We start from the raw sequence: 16932 nt of genomic DNA, 5'->3' as shown, positions 1-16932 counted from the left end.
CAATCGGAAAGGAATACCTGTGCCCATCACTGATAGGGAAATTCGTCAGGTCGTCGTCATCGGTGCCGGCCCGGCCGGTTGCATTGCGGCAGCCCTGCTCAAACGCCAGGGCCATGACGTGCTGATTATCGAGCGTCAGCTGTTCCCGCGCTTCTCCATCGGCGAAAGTCTGCTGTGCCATTGCCTGGACTTCGTCGAAGAAGCCGGGATGCTCGACGCCGTGCAGGCGGCCGGTTTCCAGCTCAAGAACGGTGCTGCCTTTGCGCGCGGCGAGCAATACAGCGATTTCGACTTCAGCGATACGTTCAGCAACGGCAAGCCGACGACCTTTCAGGTGCAGCGCAGCGAGTTCGACAAACTGCTCGCCGATCAGGCTGCGCTGCAAGGCGTGGACATCCGCTATCAGGAAGAGATCGTCAGCGCCGACTTCGATGGCCCGCAGCCGGTTTTGCGTGTGAGGCGTGAGGACGGCAGCGAATACAGCGTACAGGCGACCTTCGTACTCGACGCCAGCGGCTATGGCCGCGTGTTGCCGCGCCTGCTGGACCTGGAAGCGCCGTCGGGCTTTCCGGTGCGCCAGGCGGTGTTTACCCATATCGAAGACCATATCGAAAGCCCGCCCTTTGACCGCCAGAAGATCCTGGTCAGCATCCATCCGCAGCACAGCGATGTGTGGTTCTGGTCGATCCCGTTCAGCGAAGGCCGCTGTTCGATAGGCGTCGTGGCCTCGGCCGAGCGCTTCAAAGACAAGCCCGATGACCTGGACGCCTGCCTGCGCGCCTTTATCGATGAAACACCGCAACTGGCCAGCGTGCTGAAAAATGCGGTCTGGGATACACCGGCAAGGACCATCGGCGGCTACTCGGCGAACGTCACAACCCTGCATGGAAAGGGCTTTGCGCTGCTGGGCAATGCAGCAGAATTCCTCGACCCGGTGTTTTCATCTGGCGTGACCATCGCCATGCGTTCGGCGAGCATGGCCGCTGGCGTGCTGAATCGACAATTGCAGGGTGAAAGCGTGGACTGGGAAACCGAGTTCGCCGTTCCGCTGAAGCGTGGCGTCGATACCTTCCGGGCCTATGTCGAAGGCTGGTACGACGGCTCGTTCCAGAGCGTCATTTTCTACCCGGGAAGCGCGCCGGATATCCGCCGCATGATCAGCGCCATTCTGGCCGGCTATGCCTGGGACGAGCGCAATCCGTTTGTCAGCGAGCCCAAACGCCGCTTGCGCACGCTCTCGGAAATCTGCGCGGACGGTGACTCATGAATCGACCGTTCCTGAGTGACAGCTATGTCGAGGAAACCCGCTTCGGCCTGTGGTTTCTGCGCAGCCACACCTGGCAGTACCGCGTATTGCGTGTGGCGATAGACGATTTGCGCAGCCTGTTCGATAGCGCGCTTCCGGCCGCACCGGTTTTGCTCGACGCCGGTTGCGGGCAGGGCAAGTCGTTTCAGCACCTGAGCAGGGTTTTTCAGCCTTCAAGGCTGATTGGTGTCGATGCCGACCTGCACAGCCTGGAGATGAGCCGTCAGGAGGCGCGCGCCAGAGGCATAGAGGTCGAGCTGATCGGCAGTGACTGCGCGGCGCTGCAAGTGCCGGACGCCAGCGTCGATCTGCTGTTCTGTCATCAGACCTTTCATCATCTGGTCGAGCAGGAGCAGGCGCTGGGCGAGTTTTATCGCGTACTCAAGCCAGGCGGCTACCTGCTGTTCGCCGAGTCCACCGAGGCGTACATCGACACCTGGGTGATTCGCTGGCTGTTCCGCCACCCCATGCACGTTCAGAAAAGCGCGGCTCAGTATCTGCAGATGATCCGCGACCAGGGTTTCAAGTTCGGCGCACAGCATGTTTCGTACCCTTACCTGTGGTGGAGCCGCGCCAGGGATTTCGGCCTGCTCGAAGCCTTGAAACTGCAAAAACCCAGGCCGTTCGGGCAACGGGAAGAAACGCTGGTCAATGTCGTGGCCCGCAAACCGCTACAAGGTGGCGCATTATGATCCGGGTATTATTTCTGGCCTTTCTGCTGCTGGGCGGCTGCGCTGCACAGGCACCGCTGCCGACTACCGCACCGACGATGCAATTGCCGATGCAGCTGCACATCGAACGCCGACAGGCTGATCAGCGGCAAGACTGGATGCTGGTCATCCAGCGCGAAAACGCCGGGTTGCGCTGGTCGATGATGGACCCGCTGGGTATCCCCCAGGCTCGCCAGTTGCTGATCAACGGACAATGGCAAGCCGACGGTCTGCTGCCCCCCAACCCCGAAGCACGCGAGCTGTTTGCGGCAATAATGTTCGCCATGACCTCGGATCTGGAAATGCATGGCCGCTACCCCACGGCGTACCGCCAGGGCATGCAGCGGCGTCTGGATGATCGCTGGCTGGTCGAATATCAGTCAGCCAACGCCTACACCATTCGTCTCAAGGACGGGTTGAGCTACAGGGTTACACCGCTGAACGACGAGAGCATGCCATGACTGCCTATCTCAATGCGCTGGGCCTGATCTGCTCGCTGGGCGACAGCCGTGAAGAGGTGTCGCGCAGACTGTTCGCAGGCGACAGCTCGGGCATGGTGTTCGAAAGCGGCTGGGTGCCGGAACGCGCATTGCCGGTCGGCGCGGTCAAATCCGCATTGCCGCCCATTCCGCCCGCCATGCAATCGCAGCGCAGCCGCAACAACCAGTTGCTGCTGGCCGCGGCCTTGCAGATCGAAGATGACATTCGTCAGGCTATCGCGCGCTACGGAGCCGGGCGGATTGGCGTGATCGTCGGCACCAGCACCTCGGGTATCGATGAAGCAAGCGAGAGCATGGCAAGCTGGCTGCGTGATAAGACCTTCCCCGACGATTACGATTATCGCCAACAGGAACTGGGCGCACCGGCGAACTTCCTGGCCAGCTGGCTGCAATTGAGCGGCCCGGCCTATGTGATTTCTACAGCCTGCACGTCCAGCGCGCGGGCGCTGCTCAGCGCACGACGGGCGCTGGACATAGGCCTGTGCGATGCGGTGCTGTGCGGCGGCGTCGACAGCCTGTGCAGGTTGACCCTCAATGGGTTCTCGGCGCTTGAAGCCATGTCGCCACAACTGTGCAATCCGTTTTCAAGTCACCGCAACGGGATAAACATCGGCGAGGCGGCAGCGCTGTTTCTGATGACCCGCGAAGCTGGCAACAGCCACTCGATTGCCCTGCTGGGCGCGGGTGCCAGTTGCGACGCCCACCACATCTCGGCCCCCGAACCTACCGGCCGGGGTGCGCAGGATGCCATGCTGCAAGCGTTGACCAACGCCCGGCTCGATGCCGCACAGATCGGTTACCTGAACCTGCATGGCACCGCTACGCCACATAACGATGCGATGGAAAGCCTGGCCGTGCAGGCGGTATTCCCGAACGGTGTGCCTTGCTCGTCGACAAAGCCGCTCAGCGGCCACACGCTGGGTGCCGCTGGAGCGCTGGAAGTGGCGTTTTGCTGGTTGAGCCTGGCACCGGACAACAGCGAACAGGCCCTGCCCCCGCACCTGTGGGACGGCGAAGCTGACCCGCTATTGCCTGCACTGCAATGGACACTGCCAGGTTCGCGCCTGGCACCTGCAAATGCTCGTTACATGATGAGCAATTCGTTTGCCTTCGGTGGCAACAACATCAGCCTGATTATCGGAGATGCCCCATGACCGAGTGGTCGCTCGCCGAACTCATACCCCATGCTGGCGACATGATTCTCATCGATCAGGTGCTGAGTTTTGACCAAGAGCAGATTCGAACCTGCCTGACCGTACGCGCCGACGGCCTGTTCAATCAAGCCGACGGCAGCCTGCCCTCCTGGCTTGGCATAGAGCTGATGGCCCAGAGCGTCGCGGCCTATGCCGGTTGCCAGGCGCGCACCAAGGGTGAAGCGGTCAAGCTGGGGTTTCTGCTCGGCAGCCGCAAGTTCGAATGCAACGTAGCGCGCTTCCCGCTGGGCAGCGAACTGCATATCCATGCCGTGCGCTCCTTGCAGGATGACAGCGGCATGGGCGTGTTCGAATGCACCCTGACCGGACCGGATATCAAGGCTTTTGCCCGACTCAATGTATATTGCCCGCCCAACACTGCTGACTATCTGGCTGAAGGAGCCCCGGCATGACTGAATCGATACTGGTCACCGGCTCCAGCCGTGGCATCGGCCGCGCCATCGCTTTGCGTCTGGCCCAGGCCGGATACGACCTGATCCTGCATTGCCGCACCGGCCGCAGCGAGGCCGAAGCCGTGCAGGCCGAAGTCGTTGCCCTGGGCCGTCAGGCACGCGTGCTGCAATTCGATGTCTCGGACCGTGCCGCCTGCAAGGCAATTCTGGAACAGGATGTGGAGACGCACGGCGCCTATTACGGCGTGGTACTCAACGCCGGGCTGACCCGCGACGGCGCGTTTCCGGCACTCAGCGATGATGACTGGGATCAGGTGCTGCGCACCAATCTGGACGGTTTTTATAACGTTCTGCACCCGCTGACCATGCCGATGATTCGCCGTCGTGCGGCGGGCCGTATTGTCTGCATCACCTCGGTTTCCGGCCTTATCGGCAACCGTGGCCAAGTCAATTACAGCGCCTCCAAGGCAGGCCTGATCGGTGCCGCCAAGGCCTTGGCCATCGAACTGGGCAAACGCAAAATCACTGTCAACTGCGTCGCGCCAGGTTTGATCGACACCGCAATGCTCGACGAGAACGTGCCAGTCGACGAACTGCTGAAAATGATCCCGGCGCAACGCATGGGCACGCCCGAGGAAGTGGCGGGTGCCGTGAATTTCCTGATGTCGGCCGAAGCAAGCTACATCACTCGTCAGGTGCTGGCCGTCAACGGAGGGCTGTGTTGATGAAGCGTGTGGTCGTCACCGGGATGTCCGGCATTACCTCGGTGGGCAGCGACTGGCCGACTATCGATGCGAGCTTCACCGCCAATCGCAGCGGCATTCGCCGAATGGACGAGTGGAACCGTTTCGCCGAACTGAATACCCGACTGGCTGGCCCCATCGACGATTTCGCCGTGCCCGCACACTGGACACGCAAGCAACTGCGCAGCATGGGCCGCGTATCGAGACTGGCAGTGGCTGCTGCGGAACAGGCGCTGATCGACGCCGGGCTGCTGAATGATCCGCTCATTCGCGATGGGCGCATGGGCACCGCCTGCGGCTCGTCAACCGGCAGCACCGACGAGATCAAGGCTTTCGGCAACATGCTGATCAACTCGGTGGCAGTAGGCCTGAACGCCAACTCCTACGTACGAATGATGCCGCACACCACCGCCGCCAACATCAGCATTTTCTTCGGCCTGACCGGACGCCTGATTCCGACTTCCAGCGCCTGTACCAGTGGCAGCCAAGGCATTGGCTACGCCTACGAGGCGATCAAGTTTGGCCGTCTGCCGCTGATGCTGGCGGGCGGGGCCGAAGAGCTGTGCCCGACCGAGGCGATGGTGTTCGACGCGCTGTACGCCACCAGCCTCAAGAATGACGCGCCACACACCACGCCACGCCCCTACGACAGCGGGCGAGACGGACTGGTGATCGGTGAAGGCGGCGGCATGCTGGTGCTCGAAGAACTTGAGCACGCTCAGGCACGTGGCGCACACATCTACGCCGAAATCGTCGGCTTCGGCAGCAATGCCGACGGCGCCCACAGCACTCGTCCCGAGCAGGCCACCATGCGTCGCGCCATGGAACTGGCCCTGGAAGATGCCAACCTGCCTCCCGAAGCCATCGGCTACGTCAATGGCCATGGCACCGCCACCGAACAGGGCGACATCGCCGAAACCCTGGCCACCAGCAGCCTGTTCGGCCCGCGCATGCCGCTCAGCTCGCAGAAAAGCTTCCTCGGCCACACGCTGGGAGCCTGCGGCGCGCTGGAGTCATGGTTCAGCATCGAAATGCTCAACAGCGACCGCTACATTCATACGCTGAATCTGGTCGACATCGATACCCAATGCGGCGAACTGGACTACATCGTCGGCGAACCCCGGTGGATGAGTAACGAATATGTGATGAACAACAACTTTGCCTTTGGCGGTGTCAATACGTCATTGATATTCAAGCGCTGGGGGTGAGGCCACGCACGTCTCAACTCTCGTACGTCGCTCCACGTCGCATGCCGTTCTGGACGTTCTGCGTCCGGTCTTGAGTCTGCGGCGCGGCGCAGATTTGTGACGCAGAGCGTCACGACAGGCATTCCCACGCGGAGCGTGCGGAACGATAATCTCAACTATCGTGCGACATTGCGCGTTAAAAGCTCGGTAAACGCCTTGGCCATCGGTGACTGTTCGTCCTTGCGCTGTACCAGCCACACCGCGCTTGTCGCGCCGGGGTCGAGGACATTGCGATAGACCACGCCGTCGATGCGCATTCGGCGGTAGGACGCTGGCAGCACGGTGACGCCCAGTCCAGCCGCCACCAGGCCGATGATGGTCATCACTTCACCCGCTTCCTGAGTGATCAGCGGGCTGAAACCCGCGGCGCGCGCCAGACTCAGAACCTGCGCGTAAATGCCGCTGCCATAAGTGCGCGGGAAGAACACGAACGGCTCAGCGGCCAGGGCCGACATATAGATCCCGTTTTCGCTTTCTGCCGCCAGTGGATGGTCAGCACGCATGATCGCCACCAGCGGCTCGTTCAGCAGCTCAAACACCACCAATGAGTCGGGTAACGCCAACGGGCGCATGATGCCGACCTGAATGGTCTTGTCCTCAAGCCCTGCTGCCACTTCCTGGCTGGTGATTTCGGTCAGAGTCAGGTGCACATCCGGATAAGCCTGACGGAAGGCAAAAATCGCCTGTGGAATGCTGGAAGTGAACGGTGCCGACGAAGTAAAGCCAATCTTCAGCTCGCCGATTTCACCCAGTTGCGCACGCCGGGCAACATCAGTGGCTTTATCGACCTGCGCCAGCACCAGACGCGCCTCATCGAGAAAAAGCCTCCCGGATTCACTCAGTTCGACACGCCGGTTGGTGCGGTCAAACAGACGCGTGCCCAGCTCCTGCTCCAGCGTCTGGATCTGCTGACTCAGCGGCGGCTGGGAGATACCCAGCGCCTGTGCCGCACGACCGAAATGCAGCTCTTCGGCAACCGCGATGAAGTAACGCAGATGACGCAATTCCATGCGGCCTCCATTAAGTCGTTTTACCTATCAAACAGGTCGAACAATATATTGGATGGAATGATTGTCGGGCTATATGATTTTTTCATTGCCTGCCCAATCGTGCTCCGAGGTCTCCTTTGAATCCTGCCGTCGCCCCGCCCACCACAGACTTGAATGCCTCCGCTAAACCGTCTGGCGACACTTACATCGAGAAAAACACGCCGCTTTTCAAACGCACTGCACTGGCGCTGTTCGCTGGCGGGTTCTCGACATTCACCCTGCTGTATTGCGTTCAGCCGATGATGCCAACGCTGTCCGGCGAGTTCTCCCTTTCGGCAGCCCAGAGCAGCCTGATTCTGTCCGTCGCCACGGCGATGCTCGCCATCGGCCTACTGATCACCGGACCGATATCCGACCGGCTGGGGCGCAAATCGGTGATGGTCATGGCGCTATTCTGTGCATCGCTGTTCACCATCGCCAGCGCGCTGATGCCCAGCTGGGAAGGCGTACTTATCACACGGGCAATGGTGGGCCTGTCGCTGAGCGGTCTGGCGGCAGTGGCGATGACTTACCTGAGCGAGGAAATCCACCCCACGCATCTGGGCCTGGCAATGGGGCTGTATATCGGCGGCAGCGCGGTCGGCGGGATGAGCGGGCGGCTGATCGTCGGGGTCATGATCGATTACGTAAGCTGGCACGCGGCGATGCTGGTGGTCGGCGGACTGGCCCTGATCGCAGCTGTGGTGTTCTGGAAGATCCTCCCGGAATCGCGCAACTTCCGCCCCCGCTCACTGCACCCCCGCAGCCTGCTGGACGGCTTTGTGGTGCAGTTCAAAGACGCCGGGTTGCCGCTGCTGTTTCTGGTCGGGTTTCTGCTGATGGGCGCATTCGTCACGCTGTTCAACTACATCGCCTACCGCTTTTTGAGCGCCCCCTACAACCTGAGCCAGGCCGTGGTCGGGGTGTTTTCCGTGGTGTATCTGTCGGGAATTTACAGCTCGGCAAAGATCGGCTCATTGGCCGACCGTCTTGGCCGCCGACGGGTGCTATGGGCCGTGATCGTGATGATGCTGGCCGGCCTGCTGCTGACCCTGTTCACACCGCTGCCACTGGTTATCACAGGCGTACTGATATTCACCTTTGGCTTTTTCGGTGCGCATTCGGTAGCCAGCAGCTGGGTGGGACGCAGGGCCACCACGGCCAGAGGCCAGGCCGCGTCCCTGTACCTGTTCTGTTACTACGCAGGCTCGAGCGTAGCCGGAACCGGCGGCGGCGTGTTCTGGCACTACGCGGGATGGAACGGCATCGGGCTGTTTATCGGCGTGTTGCTGCTGATCGCCCTCGGAGTAGCGCTGCGCCTGGCAAGGTTGCAGCCGCTGGGGGCGAAGGTTTAGTCACAAGTCTCCACTCCAAAGAAATTTATTTTCATATATTTGTTTATATTTCATTTTCGTGTAATTTATTTTCATCACGAAAACAGAGATAAAAATAATGAATACCTGTGATCGCCTCGAAACCTGCTTCACTCCTTTTCCTGCGTCATCCCTGCCGAGTACTCCCGAGTCGCCTTCCGGCTGACGGCTTCAGCCGTCGGTATTGCGCTCTCGCCTACCCATTCTGCAAGGAACCGCCGCTATGTCGCCGTCACCCGGTATTTCGCTGTTGGTCTACGCCGCTGTCGCCATCATTGCCTTGATCGTGCTGATTGCGCGCTATCGTCTCAATCCGTTTATTGTCATTACGCTTGTGTCGGTCGGTCTGGCGCTGGTTGCCGGGATGCCGGCCAGTGGCGTGGTCGCCTCTTACGAAGCGGGAGTGGGCAAAACGCTGGGGCATATCGCGCTGGTCGTCGCGCTGGGCACCATGCTCGGCAAAATGATGGCCGAGTCCGGTGGTGCCGAGCAGGTGGCGCGCACTTTGATTGACCGCTTTGGCGAACGTAACGCGCACTGGGCCATGGTCTGCATTGCGTTTCTGGTGGGTTTGCCGCTGTTTTTCGAAGTGGGTTTCGTTCTGCTGGTGCCGATTGCCTTTACTGTGGCCCGACGTGTCGGGGTGTCGATCCTGATGGTAGGCCTGCCGATGGTCGCCGGTCTGTCGGTGGTGCACGCGCTGGTGCCGCCACACCCTGCGGCAATGCTCGCCGTTCAGGCTTATCAGGCGTCGGTAGGGCAAACGCTGTTTTATGCCATTCTGATCGGCATACCCACGGCCATCATCGCCGGTCCGGTATATGCCAAATTCATCGTGCCGCATATCCATCTACCGGCTGAAAACCCGTTGGCGAAGCAATTTCTCGACCGCGAACCAAGAGCAAAACTGCCCAGTTTCGGCCTGACCATGGCGACCATTCTGCTGCCGGTGGTGCTGATGTTGCTGGGTGGCTGGGCCAACCTGATCAGTACGCCGGGCAGTGCGTTCAATGGCTTTTTGCTGTTCATCGGCAACTCGGTGATCGCCCTGCTGCTGGCCACCCTGCTGAGTTTCTGGACGCTGGGCATCGCTCAGGGTTTCAATCGCGACTCGATCCTGAAATTCACCAATGAGTGCCTGGCACCGACCGCCAGCATCACGTTGCTGGTCGGTGCCGGTGGCGGTTTGAACCGTATTCTGGTCGACAGCGGCGTCACCAACCAGATCGTTGGTCTGGCGCAGGACTTTCATCTCTCGCCTTTGCTGATGGGCTGGCTGTTCGCGGCGCTGATGCGTGTTGCGACAGGCTCGGCAACGGTGGCTATGACCACCGCATCGGGGATCGTTGCACCAGTGGCGATGGGCCTGGGTTACCCGCACCCCGAGTTGCTGGTGCTGGCGACAGGCGCAGGCTCGGTGATCTTTTCCCACGTCAACGACGGCGGTTTCTGGCTTATCAAGGAATATTTCAACATGACTGTAACGCAAACCTTCAAGACCTGGACGGTACTGGAGACACTGATTTCCATCGTCGCTTTCGCCTTGACGCTGGGCCTGGCGCAGGTGCTTTGAGTGGACATTCTGTACCAGATACGTGCCCGTCAGGATTCACTCAGCGCGGGAGAAGGCCGGATCGCCAGGCTGGTGCTCAGCGATATCGCCTTTGCCGCAAGTGCCAGTCTGGACGAGCTGGCCAGCCGCGCCGGGGTCAGCAGCGCGACGCTGTCACGCTTCGCTCGCAGCATCGGTTGTCGGGACCTGCGCGACTTGCGCCTGCAACTGGCTCAGGCGAGCGGCGTGGGCAGCCGATTTCTCAACCCTGAACCGGCCCCGGAGCAGTCGGCCTTTTTCACCCGGATTGTCGGTGACATAGAGGCCACTCTGCATCAGCACCTGGCCGGGTTTGATGAATCGCGCTTTGCCGCAGCCGTAGCGTGCCTCAGCGATGCACGCATGATTCATGCGTTCGGCATGGGCGGTTGCTCCAGCCTGTGCAGCGAGGAGCTGCAAACCCGGTTGGTGCGTCTGGGCTACCCGGTGGCGGCCTGCCGCGACCCGGTAATGATGCGCATGATTGCGGCCACGCTTGGTCCGCAACACAGCCTGATTGTCTGCTCGCTCAGCGGGCGCACGCCGGAGCTGCTCGACGCAGTAACCCTGGCGCGTAGCTATGGCGCGCGCGTGCTGGCCATTACCTTGCCTGACTCCCCTCTGGCGCAACTGGCCGAGGTGGTGTTGCCGTTGCAAATTGCTGAGACCAATTTCATTTATAAACCCACCGCCGCGCGCTACGGCATGCTGCTGACCATTGATGTTCTGGCCACTGAACTGGCGCTGCTGAGCCCTGAAGACAATCAGGAACGGCTGCGTCGAATCAAGCTTGCACTGGATGAATACCGTGGTGGCGAAGACGGCCTGCCGTTGGGAGACTGAAGCATGATTTACGACCTGATCATCCGCGATGCGCTGGTCATCGATGGCAGCGATACGCCCGGAGTGCGCGCCGATGTAGCGATTAGCGACGGGCGCATCCAGCGCATCGGCAACCTGATCGATGCCACTGCGCAGGAAGAGGTCAACGCTGCCGGTCGTGTGCTGGCCCCCGGCTTTATCGACGTCCACACCCATGACGACACGGTAGTGATTCGCAAGCCCGACATGCTGCCCAAGATCAGCCAGGGCGTAACCACGGTTATCGTCGGCAATTGCGGGATCAGCGCATCACCGGTCTCGCTGCGCGGCAATCCGCCAGACCCCATGAACCTGCTGGGCGACGCGGCAGCGTTTGTCTATCCGCGCTTCGCCGACTATCGCGCAGCCGTAGATAACGCCCGGCCCGCCGTGAACGTGGCCGCTTTGATTGGCCATACGGCGCTGCGCAGCAATCACATGGATGATTTGTTTCGTAGCGCCAGCCCGGAAGAGATTGACGCGATGCGCGAGCAGTTGCGCGACAGCCTCGAAGCCGGCGCGCTGGGTTTGTCGACCGGCCTTGCTTACGCTTCGGCCTTCTCGGCCGAGACCAGCGAAGTCAAGCAGCTGGCTGAAGAGCTCAGCGCTTTTGGCGCGATCTACACCACCCACTTGCGCAGCGAATTCGAGCCGGTGCTGGAGGCGATGGCGGAGGCCTTCGACATAGGCCGCCATGCGCGCTCGCCAGTGGTGATTTCCCACATGAAATGCGCTGGCGCGGGTAACTGGGGCCGCAGCCCGCAACTGCTGGCGGCCCTGGAAAAAGCTGCGCAGGACCATCCGGTCGGTTGCGATTGTTACCCTTATGCGGCCAGCTCTTCGACGCTGGACCTGAAACAGGTCACCGACGCATTCCGTATCACCATCACCTGGTCAACGCCGTACCCGGATCAGGGCGGCCGGGATCTACAGGACATTGCCGCCGACTGGGGGCTGTCATTGCTGGACACCGCACGCAAGTTGCAGCCTGCGGGTGCGGTGTACTACGGCATGGATGAGGGCGACGTCGAACGCATCATGTCTCACCCGCTGTCGATGATCGGTTCTGATGGCCTTCCGGAAGATCCGTTTCCACATCCGCGCTTATGGGGAGCATTCCCCAGAGTGCTCGGCCATTTCAGCCGCGACAAAGGGCTGTTTGCATTGCACACCGCCGTACACAAAATGACCGGGCTGTCGGCAGCGCGCTTTGCCTTGCACGATCGCGGCTTTATTCGCGAGGGCTATTGGGCAGACCTGGTGCTGTTCAATCCGCAAACCGTGCGCGATGTGGCGGATTTTAAAGACCCTCAGCGAGCGGCACAGGGCATTGATGGCGTCTGGGTAAACGGCCGATTGAGCTATGCCGAAGGCAAGCCGCAGGGCAAGCGCCAGGGCAGGTTCCTGCCGCGCAGCGGTTCGCTGCTGGAGGGTTTTACAGATGGAAAAGCGCCGACGTAATCGTCGGCGCTGAAAAGAGCCGATGCGCCCTGATGTATCGACGCATCGTCAGCCGGACAATTACTGGTGATACTGCGCCGACAACTCATGTACTGCGTTGATGAACGCACCAGCATTGGCCGGGTCGACTTCAGGGGTGATGCCGTGGCCGAGGTTGAAGACGTGGCCGGTGCCGCTGCCGTAGCTGGCGAGGATGCGTGCGACTTCCTGGCGGATGGCTTCCGGGCGGGCGTAAAGCACGGTCGGGTCCATGTTGCCCTGCAACGAAACCTTGCTGCCGACGCGCTGACGCGCTTCGCCGATGTCGCAGGTCCAGTCCAGGCCCAGAGTATCGGCGCCTATGTCGGCGATGCTTTCCAGCCACAGACCGCCGCCTTTGGTGAACACGATGACCGGCACCTTGCGCCCATCGTGCTCGCGAATCAGGCCGTTGACGATCTTGCGCATGTAAGCCAGCGAGAATTCCTGATACGCCGCCGAAGACAGGCTACCGCCCCAGCTGTCGAATATCTGCACCGCCTGGGCGCCCGCGAGAATCTGGCCATTCAGGTAGGCCGTGACTGACTGCGCCAGCTTGTCGAGCAGCAGGTGCATGGCTTGCGGGTTGTCGTAGAGCATGGCCTTGGATTTGCGGAAGTCCTTCGAGGAGCCGCCTTCGACCATGTAGGTCGCCAGGGTCCACGGGCTGCCGGCAAAACCGATCAGCGGCACACGGCCATTGAGTTCGCGACGGATGGTGCTGACCGCGTCCATCACATAGCCCAGGTCCTTCTGTGCATCCGGGATGGGCAGTGCTTCGATGTCAGCCAGCGTACTGACGGTTTTCTTGAAGCGCGGGCCTTCGCCGGTCTCGAAGTACAGGCCCAGGCCCATTGCGTCGGGAATGGTCAGGATGTCGGAGAACAGAATCGCCGCATCCAGCGGGTAGCGATCCAGCGGCTGCAGCGTGACTTCACAGGCGAACTGCGGGTTCTTGCACAAGCTCATGAAGTCCCCGGCACTGGCGCGGCTGGCGCGGTATTCAGGCAGGTAACGGCCTGCCTGGCGCATCATCCATACCGGCGTGACGTCTACGGGTTGCTTAAGCAAAGCGCGAAGGAAACGGTCGTTCTTCAGGGCAGTCATGTCGGCATCCGCAATAAAAGTGCCGGCATTTTCTCAGAGCGCGACGCAAAAGGCACGGCAAGAGCCGTGCCTTTTGTCTATCGTGCCGATTTGCCGTGCTAATACAGCTCCGCGCCCGGCGTAAGACTGGGGCGGACCTGCGCTATTTGTGGGGATCTATGACGTCAAACGCCTTGATAACGCTTTTTTCAGCCCGGGCAAGTATCAGGCGCCAGGCACCTCTGCCGGTGCTCCTGCCAATACCGGGAAGGTCCAGCGAGAACTGGCTTTTACCATACTTGTGCAGACTGCCATTGCCATCCAGCACATATCTATCAACTGCTTTTTTGACAGCAGCTTCAAGGTCATCGTTAGGGAGGTCATTTTCCGCATGCCTGAAACGCCGACTTTCAAAAAAGCCATCGATGTCCACTTTGTATCTTTTTATCCGATTGCTATCCGAGGAATCGCCATCACTCCCCGAGCCGTTCGATGGTCTGCCTTTTAATCGTTTGTTGCCGCCGCGCAACCCTGCCGACGCATGTACCCAGACCCCTTGCCTATCAAGTTGAATCGGCAATTGATAATGCGCATCTGGCCGCCGGGGATCGATCACCCTCCATGCTGCGAAATCGGCATCGTATCTGACGGCATAGGTCTTACCTTGTTGCACAGCATAAAAGCGGCTTGGCGCACCTTCCTGGGTCTTTTCATAAACGCCGTTGTCGAGCTGTTTCAATCCACCGGGTGTTTTTGCCACTGCTGTTTTCGGATCAAGGACAGAACGGCCGATTGATGTGGTCGACGATGTCTGAACCCTTCGTGCTCTGGGCAGCGTCAAACCATCAGCCAGCAGCAACGCCGCCTGGACAAAATACAAGGGGGCACCTTTCTCTTCACCGCCAGCTTTTGCGACGCCCTGCCAGATGGCATAAAAGCTGCGCAATGCTGCAATCGGCAGCCTTACCTTGAAAGGCGCGAAGGTGAGCACGATGTCGCCAACGACTTTGGTGATTTCCCAGGCACTTTCCCAATAGATTTCCCAGTTGGTTTTGGTCTGTTCATTCACAGCAGAAATCACCCTCCCGACTTCAGAGTCATAGACTGCCTCAAGAAAACTTCCAGTGCAGGGCTGCAGTTCCATGAACAGCGTTTCACGGCGGACGGTCAGAATATGCCTGACATCGTCCTGGGAGGCCAAAGGCACCCTGCCCACCAGATAGTCCAGTAAATCCGGTTCAAGCAGTATCCGCTGCTGAAACTCCTGCGGATCGCTCATTTCCCGGAAGCATATTCCGTCAGGAGCCTGCGGGGTGAAAACCACAAAAGCGGCGACGCTGGAGCGCGACTCTGCGCCGATCACCAGTACGCCGCTCAATGACACGTCATTGATGGATAACTGGCTGACCTGAATGCGATGCCCCTCCACCGTTGCACGGTCATCACTGTCAATTGGGTGATCAAGCACGGCAGCAACCCATTTGTAGCCCCTGCTCGCCAGCTCGGGAGGAAGTCCGCCATCGCCCAGAAAGTCACCCGCCATCTTCGCCTCTATCACGTCGAGGCGCATTTGCGCGCGCATGACACGAGCATAACGTTCACGGTGCCATTGCCCTGCCGCCGACGTGGACAGTACTGTGCGGAGGTATCTTGAATAATCTTCGCCAATGTTCAGATCACGAATCAGGCCGAACAGATAACCGGCGTTGAGGAAACTGACCAGTTGCCCCTGATCGTCAAACGCGCGGCTGGTGAGCAGAAAGTTGATATTGGTGAGTGCAATGTTTTCCAGCGACAGATCTGTAAGGCTGCGCTTATGCGTTTCATAATGCGGCTCCAGTTCTGAAGGGCCGATATATTCGTAATCGGTATCAATAATAATGCCTGGATCAATCTCGATGCTGACGGTATGCACGCTGATATGGTCAGGATCCACTGCAATACCGTGGTCGAGCAAAATCCGTTCCTGCAGCTTTTGCCGCGCATATTTGCGCAATTGGTCGGGCTGTCCGTAGCCGGAAGGATCCAGCAGGTCAGGTGCCTGAGCTTCGAGCAAGGCTTGGCTGTAGTCCTGCACCGCCATTTTCCAGCTTTGTTTTTCGGCAGCCGTCGCGTTCGCGAACCAATCAGGCAGAAACCCGCTTTCGATTTCGGTTGGTTTGCCGGGGTCGAACCAGCCGCGATTTTCCTCGATCGCGTGCTGGGTCAGAACATCGCGAAAGCCCTGTACGTCCTGCTCGAATTGCATACCCAGCGATGACCGCTCGTCAGCCTTCAATTGCGAACTGATTGCCAGATAGAAGCTGTCGGTGCCCTGTTTGAATGAAGTTATCTCACCGTTGCCGGTGTCCTTTGCGCTGTAATTTCCGTAGTTGTCATGCAGCAGAATAATACGGTTATCGTCAGTATCTGCCGGGGCGTAATTGCTCGCACCAGCGTCGAAGATCAACACGTCCCGGCCCGATTCGGCCGCCAGTAATTTGCGGACGATACTGCGGGCCAGCTCATCCGTGTAGGAATTGAAGCTTCGCGTTCGCGACAGCCCGTCGATAGCCAGACTGTTGCTCCACTCATCCAGCGAAATGTTCATTGCTTCGCCAAATGCGTCCGGCAGAACAAGATTATTCAGGAAATCGGCCTCTTCCTGTTCTGTCAGCGGCATCTGCTGCAACAGCTCTTCGAGACGTCCTGCCGGAACCTCGGGGCATAAGGCGCACAGCGCGCTAAGGGCCGGAGACAGCGGCGTCTGCTGACGAACCCACAGAGGCAAGAAAGGATTGCGCGCGCGGGTATCCAGTTGGCCCTTTGAGGTGCCTTCATCAGCTGCCACCAGCGCATCGAACAACAGCGGTCTCTGGTCTTTTGCCAGCCCCGCTATTTGCTCACGCAGAGTAACGATTCGCCCGGCATCACTGCTACTGCCCGGAAAGTTACCCCCCATTCCAACGCTGGAACCTGCCGGCAACTGACTGAACACCCAGCGCAGTAACGGCTCGTCATCGGCGACCTGAACATTGTCCGGGACGATGTAAGCGTCGACATTTTGCGTCAGGACAATGCTGTCCTGAACGACGCTTTCATCACTGCCTTTCAGAAAGACTGCGAGTACTTCATCGTTTTCGTTGTGAATCCTGATGGACAGGTCTGCTGGCCAGTCTGGCAACTGAACCAGCAAGGAGAACAGCGCGTCTTCACCGTCTTCAGGAAAAAAATCCTTTTCTGTAAAGCGCTCGACGAACTGGTCGATTATCCGGTCCGCGCGTTCTCGGGTCCGGTGTTCGCGCACGGCAACCGTGCTGGGCGTGAACCTGTCCGGCCCTAGAGATTTCTGCTCATTGGATCGAGCAAGTTTGCCCATGGGTGCTGCTTTCAACATGGCTATTTCCTTATAGCGACATGGAT

At 59.8% G+C, this 16932-nt stretch carries 14 protein-coding genes; 11 read left to right on the top strand and 3 right to left on the bottom strand.

Translation table 11 applies throughout. The annotated features are described in order from the left end of the window. Positions 1–19 precede the first annotated feature (19 nt). Genes RYA97_RS00265 through RYA97_RS00235 form a run of 7 tightly spaced genes read left to right on the top strand, consistent with a single transcriptional unit; the run spans position 20 to position 6073 of the window. A complete protein-coding gene (locus tag RYA97_RS00265; RefSeq protein ID WP_005778717.1) occupies positions 20–1267 on the top strand; it encodes an NAD(P)/FAD-dependent oxidoreductase in 1248 nt (415 codons plus the stop codon). After that, the gene (locus RYA97_RS00260) at positions 1264–1998 is read left to right on the top strand and encodes a class I SAM-dependent methyltransferase (RefSeq protein ID WP_005778714.1); all 735 of its coding nucleotides are present in this window, start codon (positions 1264–1266) and stop codon (positions 1996–1998) included. Before RYA97_RS00265 ends, RYA97_RS00260 begins: the two co-directional genes overlap by 4 nt. Further along, a complete protein-coding gene (locus RYA97_RS00255; protein WP_002551675.1) occupies positions 1995–2477 on the top strand; it encodes a hypothetical protein in 483 nt (160 codons plus the stop codon). Before RYA97_RS00260 ends, RYA97_RS00255 begins: the two co-directional genes overlap by 4 nt. Next, positions 2474–3670, top strand: a complete 1197-nt coding sequence (locus RYA97_RS00250) for a beta-ketoacyl-[acyl-carrier-protein] synthase family protein (RefSeq protein ID WP_005778711.1) — start codon at positions 2474–2476, stop codon at positions 3668–3670. Before RYA97_RS00255 ends, RYA97_RS00250 begins: the two co-directional genes overlap by 4 nt. Next, positions 3667–4122 carry a hotdog family protein gene (locus RYA97_RS00245; protein ID WP_005778710.1) on the top strand — a complete coding sequence of 152 codons (456 nt, stop codon included), beginning with the start codon at positions 3667–3669 and terminating at the stop codon, positions 4120–4122. The genes RYA97_RS00250 and RYA97_RS00245 overlap by 4 nt, the downstream gene beginning before the upstream one ends. Beyond that, positions 4119–4847 carry a 3-oxoacyl-ACP reductase FabG gene (gene fabG / locus RYA97_RS00240; protein WP_005743101.1) on the top strand — a complete coding sequence of 243 codons (729 nt, stop codon included), beginning with the start codon at positions 4119–4121 and terminating at the stop codon, positions 4845–4847. The genes RYA97_RS00245 and fabG overlap by 4 nt, the downstream gene beginning before the upstream one ends. Next, positions 4847–6073 carry a beta-ketoacyl-ACP synthase gene (locus tag RYA97_RS00235; protein ID WP_010195526.1) on the top strand — a complete coding sequence of 409 codons (1227 nt, stop codon included), beginning with the start codon at positions 4847–4849 and terminating at the stop codon, positions 6071–6073. The genes fabG and RYA97_RS00235 overlap by 1 nt, the downstream gene beginning before the upstream one ends. Positions 6074–6228: 155 nt before the next feature. On the opposite strand, the gene RYA97_RS00230 is transcribed toward RYA97_RS00235, so the two are convergent. After that, on the bottom strand, positions 6229–7122 hold the full coding sequence (locus tag RYA97_RS00230) for a LysR family transcriptional regulator (RefSeq protein WP_005731006.1): 894 nt from the start codon (positions 7120–7122) through the stop codon (positions 6229–6231). A 116-nt stretch (positions 7123–7238) separates the two neighbouring features. Between RYA97_RS00230 and RYA97_RS00225 the strand changes: the two genes are divergently transcribed. From RYA97_RS00225 to RYA97_RS00210, 4 genes are all read left to right on the top strand, one after another. Beyond that, complete coding sequence (locus RYA97_RS00225) at positions 7239–8495, top strand: MFS transporter (protein ID WP_054072307.1); 1257 nt, start codon at positions 7239–7241, stop codon at positions 8493–8495. A gap of 241 nt (positions 8496–8736) precedes the next feature. Continuing rightward, positions 8737–10086 (top strand): gluconate:H+ symporter, encoded by a 1350-nt coding sequence (locus RYA97_RS00220; RefSeq protein WP_004654277.1) that lies wholly within the window; start codon positions 8737–8739, stop codon positions 10084–10086. Next, positions 10087–10947, top strand: coding sequence for a MurR/RpiR family transcriptional regulator (locus RYA97_RS00215; RefSeq protein WP_005743109.1), 861 nt, complete (start codon positions 10087–10089; stop codon positions 10945–10947). It begins immediately after the preceding gene. A 3-nt stretch (positions 10948–10950) separates the two neighbouring features. Continuing rightward, positions 10951–12426, top strand: a complete 1476-nt coding sequence (locus tag RYA97_RS00210; RefSeq protein WP_117140323.1) for an N-acyl-D-amino-acid deacylase family protein — start codon at positions 10951–10953, stop codon at positions 12424–12426. A gap of 60 nt (positions 12427–12486) precedes the next feature. On the opposite strand, the gene hemE is transcribed toward RYA97_RS00210, so the two are convergent. Together hemE and RYA97_RS00200 are read right to left on the bottom strand one after the other, a co-directional pair. Next, complete coding sequence (hemE, locus tag RYA97_RS00205; RefSeq protein WP_004666485.1) at positions 12487–13551, bottom strand: uroporphyrinogen decarboxylase; 1065 nt, start codon at positions 13549–13551, stop codon at positions 12487–12489. A gap of 142 nt (positions 13552–13693) precedes the next feature. Then, a complete protein-coding gene (locus tag RYA97_RS00200; protein ID WP_117140321.1) occupies positions 13694–16906 on the bottom strand; it encodes a dermonecrotic toxin domain-containing protein in 3213 nt (1070 codons plus the stop codon). Between the last annotated feature and the right edge of the window lie 26 nt (positions 16907–16932).

Origin of the sequence: Pseudomonas syringae group sp. 26L6 (assembly GCF_032587815.1) — a bacterium.
Classification (GTDB): Bacteria; Pseudomonadota; Gammaproteobacteria; order Pseudomonadales; family Pseudomonadaceae; genus Aquipseudomonas; species Aquipseudomonas amygdali.
Note: the sequence above shows the minus strand (reverse complement) of the source record. Positions and strands in the feature narration are given on the sequence as shown.